Annotated in this window: 8 protein-coding genes and 1 tRNA gene; 4 read left to right on the top strand and 5 right to left on the bottom strand. The window is 65.4% G+C overall.

Annotation, left to right across the window (positions count from 1 at the left end):
• Window positions 1-97: 97 nt before the first annotated feature.
• Window positions 98-174: transfer RNA gene (locus tag V7066_RS08630), tRNA-Arg, on the top strand.
• A gap of 161 nt (window positions 175-335) precedes the next feature.
• Here the strand turns inward: V7066_RS08630 and V7066_RS08625 are convergent.
• Window positions 336-941, bottom strand: a complete 606-nt coding sequence (locus tag V7066_RS08625; protein WP_334182650.1) for a hypothetical protein — start codon at window positions 939-941, stop codon at window positions 336-338.
• 396 nt (window positions 942-1337) lie between these two features.
• On the opposite strand from V7066_RS08625, the gene V7066_RS08620 reads away from it, so the two are divergent.
• From V7066_RS08620 to V7066_RS08610, 3 genes are all read left to right on the top strand, one after another.
• Complete coding sequence (locus V7066_RS08620; protein ID WP_334182649.1) at window positions 1338-2864, top strand: phospholipase D-like domain-containing protein; 1527 nt, start codon at window positions 1338-1340, stop codon at window positions 2862-2864.
• Complete coding sequence (gene folE / locus V7066_RS08615; protein ID WP_334182648.1) at window positions 2861-3469, top strand: GTP cyclohydrolase I FolE; 609 nt, start codon at window positions 2861-2863, stop codon at window positions 3467-3469. Before V7066_RS08620 ends, folE begins: the two co-directional genes overlap by 4 nt.
• A 131-nt stretch (window positions 3470-3600) precedes the next feature.
• The gene (locus V7066_RS08610) at window positions 3601-5040 is read left to right on the top strand and encodes a hypothetical protein (RefSeq protein WP_334182647.1); all 1440 of its coding nucleotides are present in this window, start codon (window positions 3601-3603) and stop codon (window positions 5038-5040) included.
• Window positions 5041-5155: 115 nt separating this feature from the next.
• On the opposite strand, the gene V7066_RS08605 is transcribed toward V7066_RS08610, so the two are convergent.
• Genes V7066_RS08605 through V7066_RS08590 form a run of 4 tightly spaced genes read right to left on the bottom strand, consistent with a single transcriptional unit; the run spans window position 5156 to window position 9105 of the window.
• The gene (locus tag V7066_RS08605) at window positions 5156-6169 is read right to left on the bottom strand and encodes a type II secretion system F family protein (protein ID WP_334182646.1); all 1014 of its coding nucleotides are present in this window, start codon (window positions 6167-6169) and stop codon (window positions 5156-5158) included.
• Between the two features lie 9 nt (window positions 6170-6178).
• Window positions 6179-7150: a type II secretion system F family protein gene (locus tag V7066_RS08600; RefSeq protein WP_334182645.1), complete on the bottom strand. Its 972-nt coding sequence runs from the start codon at window positions 7148-7150 to the stop codon at window positions 6179-6181.
• 32 nt (window positions 7151-7182) lie between these two features.
• On the bottom strand, window positions 7183-8457 hold the full coding sequence (locus tag V7066_RS08595; RefSeq protein ID WP_334182644.1) for a pilus assembly protein CpaE: 1275 nt from the start codon (window positions 8455-8457) through the stop codon (window positions 7183-7185).
• A 3-nt stretch (window positions 8458-8460) separates the two neighbouring features.
• Window positions 8461-9105: a CpaD family pilus assembly protein gene (locus V7066_RS08590; RefSeq protein WP_334182643.1), complete on the bottom strand. Its 645-nt coding sequence runs from the start codon at window positions 9103-9105 to the stop codon at window positions 8461-8463.
• Window positions 9106-9112 lie beyond the last annotated feature (7 nt).

Genomic DNA, 9112 nt, shown 5'->3' with positions numbered 1-9112 from the left:
GAGCATCAGACTACGAATCTGAGGGTCGGACGTTCGAATCGTTCCGGGCGCACCATTCTCCTTCGGGGGGTTGGGCTTTGGTTGGAAAATGAAATTTGCGCCCGTAGCTCAGCTGGATAGAGCATCAGACTACGAATCTGAGGGTCGGACGTTCGAATCGTTCCGGGCGCACCACTTGCAAGACACACGAAAAACCCCGCAGAGCGTGATGCTCCGGCGGGGTTTTTCGTGTGTGTCAGGTTTGCATGGCTTGAAAGAAAAGGGCCGGGCCTGAAAGAAAAGGGCCGGAAACGCGGCTGCGCTCCCGGCCCTTCGATTCGTGGCCTTACAGCCGCTTACTGGCCGCTGGGCGTCTCGGCGGCACCGGCGGTGGCCGAGGGGGCTGCCTGGGCGTCGGCGCCCGGCTGGCCGCCTGCGCTGGCCTGAAGCTGCGAGTTGAACGCCGTGGCGGTCATGCCGAGCGTCAGCGACTTGTCGGCGCCGAGACCGAAGTAGGACTTCTTGAGCTGCGCCACCGAGCCGTTGCTCAGCGTGACGAAGACGTCTTCGCCCTCGACCTTGCTGACGGTGCCGAGAACGACGCCGTCGCTGCTCTTGATCGGCTTGTCGGCGGCGAAGGCCGTCGCGAGTTCGGCGCTGCTCTCGGCCTTGGCACCGTTCACGGCGGCTTCGAGGTCGGCCTTGTTCATGCCGATCGTGAGACCCTTCTCACGCGTGGCGAAGGAAGCGACCGGCAGGCCAGCGCGTGCGGCACCGGTGTTGACGGTGACGACACCGCTCTGCACCGCTTCCACGGTGCCGACTTCGGAACCATCGGGGCCATAGACCTTGGCGCCCACCGTCGGGTTGGCGGCTGCGGCTGCGGCGGTGTCCTGCGCCATGACGGCAACCGGGGACAGGCTCGCGGCGGCGATCGCTGCGGCGATGAGAGATTTCTTCATGGCGTACTCCTTCTCGATGCGGAAACCGACAGGGCGGCCCCGGCTCGGGAGCTCCCGACATGCAGTCGCACATGCGGGAGCGTGAATGGTGGTCCGGAAAAGTCACGACCCGGACAATTTGTTCCGACCCGAAAGTCGGAAAAATCCCGCTCCGCATCTCATGCGACAAGAAGGAGCGGGCTAACGGTGCATGTTGCACACGCGAAACGGAATGGCCGCTGAATGGTGCCGGATCAACCGCCAAAATGGCAGTTTTTTGCGATGAAATGGCGGAATTCCGCCAGTTTCCGATTCTGAAGGCGGCAGGCTGTGCCTTCTGTCGGACAAATGGGGGAGGGAACCCTCGTTCATCTGAGCGCTTGATCCGCTGCAACGGGTGATCCAGCAAGGCAGGTAATGATAAAGGAATCGGCTAACGGCGAACACGGGGTGTCGCCATCGGTCTGGCGCTACGCCATGGCGAAGCGCGCCTACGTGGTGATCGACGCGGCGGACTATTTCGAACTGATGCGGGGCATCATGGAGGACGCGCAGCAGCGCATCTTCATGATCGGCTGGGATTTCGATTCGCGCATCCTGCTTTCGGAAGGGCGCCGCTGGTGGCAGCGGGGACGGCGCAAGCGGTTTCCGGCGCGGCTGGGGTCCTTCATCGTCTACCTGGTGCAGAACAATCCGCGGCTGGAGATTCTGCTGCTGAAGTGGAATCTCTCGCTGATGAAGTCGCTGCGTCGGGGCACGATGCTGGTCGATCTCGTGCGCTGGGCCTTGCGCAAGCGAATCGACTTCAAGTTCGATGCCGCCCATCCGGTGGGATGCAGCCATCACCAGAAGATCGTGGTGATCGACGATGTCTTTGCGGCCTGCGGCGGGATCGACATGACCTCCGACCGCTGGGACACGCCCGACCACTTGCCCAAGGATCCGCGCAGGCGGCGGCCTACCGGCAGGCTCTATGGTCCGTGGCACGACGTAACGATGGTGATGGAAGGCGAAGTCGCGGCGGCGCTGGGCGATCTCGGGCGCGAGCGCTGGAAAGTGGCGGGCGGCGCGGAACTGGTGCCATGCGCGCCGCAGGACTTCAGCCCCTGGCCGGACGGTCTGCGGGCCGAGTTCGAGAACGTCGAGATCGGCATCGCCCGTACCCGCGCGGAATATGGCGACTGCCCGCAGGTCAGCGAGATCGAGGAACTGTTCGTCGAGCAGATCCGGCGCGCAAAGCGCTTCATTTATGCGGAGACGCAGTATTTCGCGTCGCGGGCGATAGCCGAGGCGATCTGCGAGCGTTTGCTGGAGGACGATCCGCCCGAATTCGTCATCATCAATCCGCTGACCGCCGATGGCTGGCTGGAGCAGATCGCGATGGACACCGCGCGGGTCGAACTCGTGCGGACGCTGAACAATGCCGATCATGCCGGGCGTTTCCGCATCTTCTACCCGGTGGCTGCGGACGGGACGCCGATCTACGTCCATGCCAAGCTGATGATCGTCGACGACGAAATCCTGCGGGTCGGTTCGGCCAATATGAACAACCGTTCGATGGGGCTCGATTCCGAGTGCGATGTCTTCATCGACGCGGCGCGGCCGGCGAACGGTCATGTCACTCCGGCGATCACCGGCCTGCGTCACCGCCTGCTTGCCGAGCATTGCGGCGTGGCCGAGGAAACCATCGTCGCGGCGCTGGATCGTCACGGTTCCATGCTCGGGGCGATCGAAAGCCTTGTGCCTTCGGGCAAACATCTCGAACCCTTGCCCTTGAAACATCTTACCGAAGCTGAAAGAGCGCTCGGTGAAAGTGCTCTGCTCGATCCGGAACGTCCCGGAGAGATGTTCGAGCCGATCGAGCGGCGCGGTCTCTTCCGCCGCAAGGGGCAGCTCATGCGGCTGCGCCTCATGGACAGATTGCGAAGGAGTAAGCAGGGATGAGCAGCCTAGACGGTCCCGACGAGGACAACCCGCTGGGCAAGCCGGCCGTCCCCGAACACGTTCAGGATGCGATTCGCACGCTGATCGAATGGGCCGGTGACGACCCTTCGCGCGAAGGGCTGCTCGACACGCCCAAGCGCGTGGCGCGGGCGTGGAAGGAATATTGCCAGGGCTATGGCGAGGATCCGGCCATCCACCTCAGCCGCGTGTTCGAGGAAGTGGGCGGCTACGACGAAGTCGTGCTGCTGAAGGACATTCCGTTCCAGTCGCACTGCGAACATCACATGGCGCCGATCATCGGCAAGGCGGCGATCGCCTATCTGCCGAAGAATCACGTCGTCGGTATCTCGAAGCTGGCACGCGTGCTGCATGGCTTCGCGCGCCGCCTCCAGATCCAGGAGCGCCTGACCGCCGAAGTGGCGCAGTGCATCTGGGACCATCTCCAGCCGCAGGGCGTGGCCGTGGTGATCGAGGCGAGCCATGCCTGCATGACGGCGCGCGGGGTGCGCACGCCGGGCGTGGGCATGACCACGAGCCGGATGATGGGCACGTTCCTGCACGACGAGCGCAGCCGCAAGGAAGTGCTCAGCCTGATGGGCTACTGATCGGCTGCCGATTTCGGCGCGTTTATCCCCGTTTCCGCGCGGGTTTCGAGCGCGGGGGGCTTGAAGAGTCCTCCGCGCTGCGGAAGCAGGATCGCAAGGCGGACTGTTCCGCATGAGCTCCGGGGGATAGAGTGAGCGGACGGATCGAAGGCGCTGAAACGAGAACCGGCGGGCGCGTGCTCCCCTGGTTACTGGCGCTCGTGCCTGCGGCGATGCTGGCCGCGCTGCTGCTGCGCAGCGTCTGGGACGTCGATATCTTCTGGCAGCTCAAGCTCGGCGAGATCATTCTCGAGCGGGGCGGCCCGGTCTGGCGCGAGCCTTTTGCAGCGCTGCATCTGGGGGAGCCGCTTCCGTCGGTCGGCTGGCTGGCGCAGGCGAGCATGGCGTTCGTACGCGCGCATGGCGGCTGGGGCGCGCTGCGGGTCTACGATGCGCTGTGCTGGCTCGGCGGGTTCTGGGCCGTCGCGGCGGCCTGCCGCTGGCGCGGTGCCTCGCGGTCGGCGGTGGCTCTGGCGCTTGTCCTCGCTTTCGCCGCCGCTCTACCGACCGCCAGCATTCGCCCCCAGAGCTATGCGGCGCTGTGCTTCGGACTGCTGCTCGCGCTGCAACGCCTGAACTTGCGGACTGCGACGACGATCGCGCTCGGCGCGCCGTTGTTGGTGCTCTGGCAGAACCTTCATCCCTCGGTCAGTGTCGGGGTTCTGGCGCTGGGTTTGCATACGGCGGCGGGGATCCTTGCATGGGCGCGCGATCGCCGCCGACCGCTGCCTGTCGCCTCGGCAGTCCTTACGCTCGTGGCGATGGCTGCGATGTTCGCGACGCCGGACGGCTTCTCGGTTCTCGCGATTTCCGCGACCAATGCCGAGATGAGCCTCGCCATCGGCGCCAGCGAATGGCGGCCGCTGTGGATCGAGGGGAACTGGCTCAACGCGGTGCCGGTGGTGATGACGGCTCTCGCCGCGTTGCTCTTGCTCTTGAGGAAGGGACGACGCTTCGATCCTGGCGAGCTTCTGGTGGCGCTGGCTCTGTTCGTCCTGACGGTGACGGCCTATCGTTTCGTGCTGTTCTGGGCGGTCGCCATGGTGCCGGTCATTGCGCGCGCGGCCAGTCGCATCGGCGATAGCGAGAACGCCGAAAGCGGTGACACCCGCAGGCTGACGATCGCCGCCGTGGTTGCCGTCGGCGTGGCGATGCCGTTCTTGGTGCCGACCCATTTCGCGGCGAACATTCCGCTCGGTGCGGTGGCCTATCTCAAGAAGCAGGGCGTTCGCGGCACCGTCTATGCCGATTTTCCCTTCGGCGGCGCGGTCATCGATGCCGGATGGCCGCACTGGCGCGTCGCCTACGATGGTCGCTACTACCGCTATGCGCGGGAGGAGTGGCAGTACAACGGCGGGATCGAGAACGGCTACGTGCCGCTCGTCGATGTCATCGCCAAGTGGCATCCTGCGGCTTTCGTGATCCAGGAGGAGCACAATGCGCCGCTGGCCGGGGAGCTGGCGCGCTCGCGGCGCTGGCAGCGCGTCTATCGCGGGCCGGATGGCGTGGTGGTCTACGTTCCTCGGCAATAGATCTTCGTCATTGCGAGGGTAGCGAAGCAATCCAGAGCGGCTTGAGACCGACTCTGGATTGCTTCGCTACCCTCGCAATGACGAATTGGGGGAAGGCGGCGAAGTGCGAGATGGCCTACTTCGCCGCCCCCGGCCCACCGTTGGAGAAGGCGTCGGCGATCGAGCAGGCCGCCGGGCCGAGAATGACCACGAACAGCGTCGGCAGGATGAATAGGATCAGCGGCACGGTCATGATTGCGGGTAGGCGCGCGGCCTTTTCCTCGGCGCGCATCATCCGCTCGTTACGGAATTCCGCCGAGAGCACGCGCAGCGCCGAAGCGAGCGGGGTGCCGTAGCGCTCGGTCTGGATCATCGTGGTCACGACGCCGCGCATGGCATCGAGATCGACGCGATAGGCTAGGTTCTCGAAGGCCTGACGGCGCTCGGTAAGAAACGACAGTTCGATCGAGGTGAACGAGAATTCCTCGCCCAGTTCCGGATAGGCGCGCCCCAGTTCGCGGGCGACACGGTCGAAGGCGGCATCGACGGTCAGGCCCGCTTCGGCGCAGATCACTAGCAGGTCCAGCGCGTCGGGCAGGCCCTTGCGGATCGCATCGGTGCGCTTGGTGATCATGTTCTTGATGAAGATGTCCGGCCCCTTGTAGCCGGCGATAAGCATCGCGGCGAAGCCCATGAACTTCTTGAAGCTGCTCCACTGCGGGAAATAATCGATCCCGTAGATCACCAGCGCTGCCGTACCGCCCAGCACGATCGGCGCGACAAGGCGGGCGAAGACGACCGCGACCGCCCATTCCTTGTTGCGGATGCCCGCCTGCGCCAGCTTCTGCTCGATGACGCGCAGCTGGCTGTCCTGGAGCACTTTCAGCGCACCGAGGAAGGCGCCCATGCGGTCGGTCGTCTCGTTGCGGCGCACGACGCTCTGGCGCTTGCGCGGGGCGGCGGCGATCCCGGCCTTGAGCGCTTCGCGGCGCTGGTTCAGTGCCTTCACGCGCTTGGCCATCGGGTCGCGCACCGTCACGGCGGCGTAGATCGCCAGCATCACGGCGGCCGCGGCGACCATTGCCAGCAGCGTGCCGACGAAGATGACGTCGAAACCGAGAAGGGTAGGGCCGGCGGGTTGGTCTGGCATGTCTCTCGCTCAGATCTCGAAGCTGACCATCTTGGCCATGATGAAGGCGCCGATGCCCATCCAGATCGCGCCGCCGAGGCCGGCCACGGTCAGGCGGTCGTCGGTGAAGAACTTGCCGATGTAACCGGGGTTGATCCACCAGATCATGAAGAAGACGATGAAGGGCAGGGCGCCGACGATATAGGCCGAGGCTTTCGATTCCGAACTCATCGCGCGGATCTTGAGCTTCATCTGCGAGCGCTTGCGCAGCACGTCCGAGAGGTTGGCCAGCGTCTCCGCCAGATTGCCGCCGGTCTCGCGTTGGATGGCCAAGGTGATGCAGAAGAAGTTGAATTCTGGAATGTCGAGGCGGTCGGCGGTTTCCTGGAGGGCGTCCTCCATGGTCTTGCCGATCTTGATACGCTCGGTGACGAGCTTGAATTCCTCGCCGACCGGGCCGGGCACTTCCTTGGCGACGACGCCCAGTGTCTCCGTCACCGGCAGGCCGGAGCGCAGGCCGCGCACCAGCAGTTCGATCGCGTCGGGAAACTTGCCGTTGAAAGCATTGGTGCGGCGGGAGATCATCTTGTTCAGCACGAAATGCGGGATGCCGAGACCGACGAACAGGGCGAAGGCGAGCGCGAGCAGCAGGGCGCCGGTCTTAAGCAGCGTCAGCAGGAAGACGGCGGTGCCCACACCGACCGAGACATAAAGATACTGGTTCAGCGACCAGCTCACGCCCGAACGGTGGAGCCGCAGCGCCAGCGCATCGATGCGCGATCCCGAACCGGCGATCTTGTGCACTTTGGGGCGACGCGCGGCGACCGCCTTGCGCATCTGTGCCTCGACCCGATCGGTCGTGCTCTGCGAATGGCGATAGCGGACGGATTTCAGGCGCCGCGTCGATTCCTTGGCGGGCGAGGGGCCGGCAAAGGCGGTCCAGATCAGCGCCACCACGCTCAGCAGGCCGACCGCCACCAGCAGAAGCTGCATCATGTTCATCGCCGCCGACTCCCGAGGTCCCATGCGCGCCCTCAGCGGGGCGCGGCTTCCTTCTTCGCGGCCTTGCCCATGAAGGCCTTGAGATCGAGTTTGCCGAGCAGCGAGGGCTTGATGGCGGCGCTGCTTGCGGGACCGGCGGTTTCCTCAAGGATCAGGCGCGAGAGATCGCGCATCGCCGCGCCTGCGCGGTTGCTGCGGTTGGTGTCGGCAAAAGTCTGGCCGAGCTTCGCGGCCATCGACGCGGCCTTGAGGTCGTAGGGGATTGAGAGTTGCAGGGATGCCTCGATCGAGGCCTCGAAATCGGCCTTGGTGATTTCGGCGAGGCTCGGCTGCACCTTGTTGGCGACCACGATAACGCGGGCATGGGCGGCATGGGTCTTGAGCCAGGACAGCATGCGGATCGCGTCACGCGCCGAGGCCAGCGTCAGTTCGACGACGAGCACCACCACGTTCACGTTGGCCACGAGCTGCGGGAAATTGATCAGCATGTTGCGCGGCATGTCGATCACGGTCATCTCGAAGGCCTGCCGGAACTCTTCCTCCAGTTGGAGGAAGGCTGAGCCATCGGTCATCAGCGGCGTACCGATGGGGGCCTCGGCGGAGAGGATCGCGAGATTGTCGTTGGCGCGGATCATCGCGCGTTCGATGAACAGGCCGTCGATGCGGCTGGGGTTCTCGATGGCGTCGGTCAGGCCGCGGCCCGGTTCGAGGTCGAGGCAGAGCGCGCCCGTGCCGAAATGGATGTCGAGGTCGAGCAGGGCGGTCGGCAGCTTGTCGTCGGCGCTGAAAAGCCAGGCGAGCGAGGTCGCCAGCGTCGAGGCGCCGACACCGCCGCGCGTGCCGATCACCGCGGTGGCGAGGTGCGACTTGGCCGAACCGCCTTCCGGAGTGCGCGGCGCGGCGAACACGGCCTGTGCCTGGGCCAGCGTGTCGCGCACGGTGCCGGGCGAGAGCGGCTTCAGCAGGTAGTCGTGGATGCCGCTGGCCAGCAGGTCACGGTAGAGCCGCACGTCGTTGACCTGGCCGACGGCGATGACGACCGTGCCCGGCTCGCAGACTTCGGCAAGGGCGTTGATGTCGTTCAGCGGATCGCCGCTTTCCGACAGATCGACGAGCAGGATGTTCGGGCTGGCGGAGATCGACAGCGACTGGACGGCATTGCGCAGTCCGCCCTTGTTGCACTTCTCCGGTTGCCAGCCCATTTCGAGCGCGATCGGGCGCAGCACATCCAGCGAGGCTTCGTCGCACGTATAGGCGGCGAACTGGTCGCGGCCGCCGGGGCCGCCGGATTTCCAGGGTGCGTTCATGGCTCAGTTTGCCTTGCTGGAGGTCGCTTTGACGGTATTGCCGCCGGTAGCTTCGGCGTTGCGGTAGGCGTCGATGGCTTTCGAAGCGGTCATCACCGTGGTCTCGCCGGTGGACTCGGCACCGTGGACCAGGTCCTCCGGATTGGCGACCATTGCCGCGAGATTGGCATTGGTGGCGCAGCCGTAATTGCTGGTCAGGCCGTTGTTCGGATTGAAATCGCTGTGGGCGGACCAGTCCGGGCAGCCGGGGACCGAGGCTTTCGAGCGCGCGACGACGACGCGCGCGTTGCCGCTATCGACATAGCCGTCCGTCACGGGTGCGCCGTCGACCAGCGTCAGGCCGTAGCGCCCGGCCACGGCCTCGACGGCGCTGCGCACGGCGGGATTTCCTGAGGGATCCTCCACGAAGACGCGGTCGCCGTACTTGAGGCCCATGGCTTCGAACCAGCCGGCAAGGCGGCCCTGCTCACCCGAGCCGAGGCCGCTGCCGTCAGTCCGCACGTCGAGGGTGTAGTTGACGCGCTCGACTACCGGCTGGTGCACGCTGTTCATCGAGCGGTTGGTCGGCATTCCGCCGCATCCGGCCAGCAGCAGGCCGAGCGAGAGCGCCAGCGATCCGGCGGCGAGACGGGGGTGGGTGTGGGGCATCGGAAGC

This window comes from Novosphingobium sp. (assembly GCF_036820275.1).
Classification (GTDB): domain Bacteria; phylum Pseudomonadota; class Alphaproteobacteria; order Sphingomonadales; family Sphingomonadaceae; genus Novosphingobium.
Note: the sequence above shows the minus strand (reverse complement) of the source record. Positions and strands in the feature narration are given on the sequence as shown.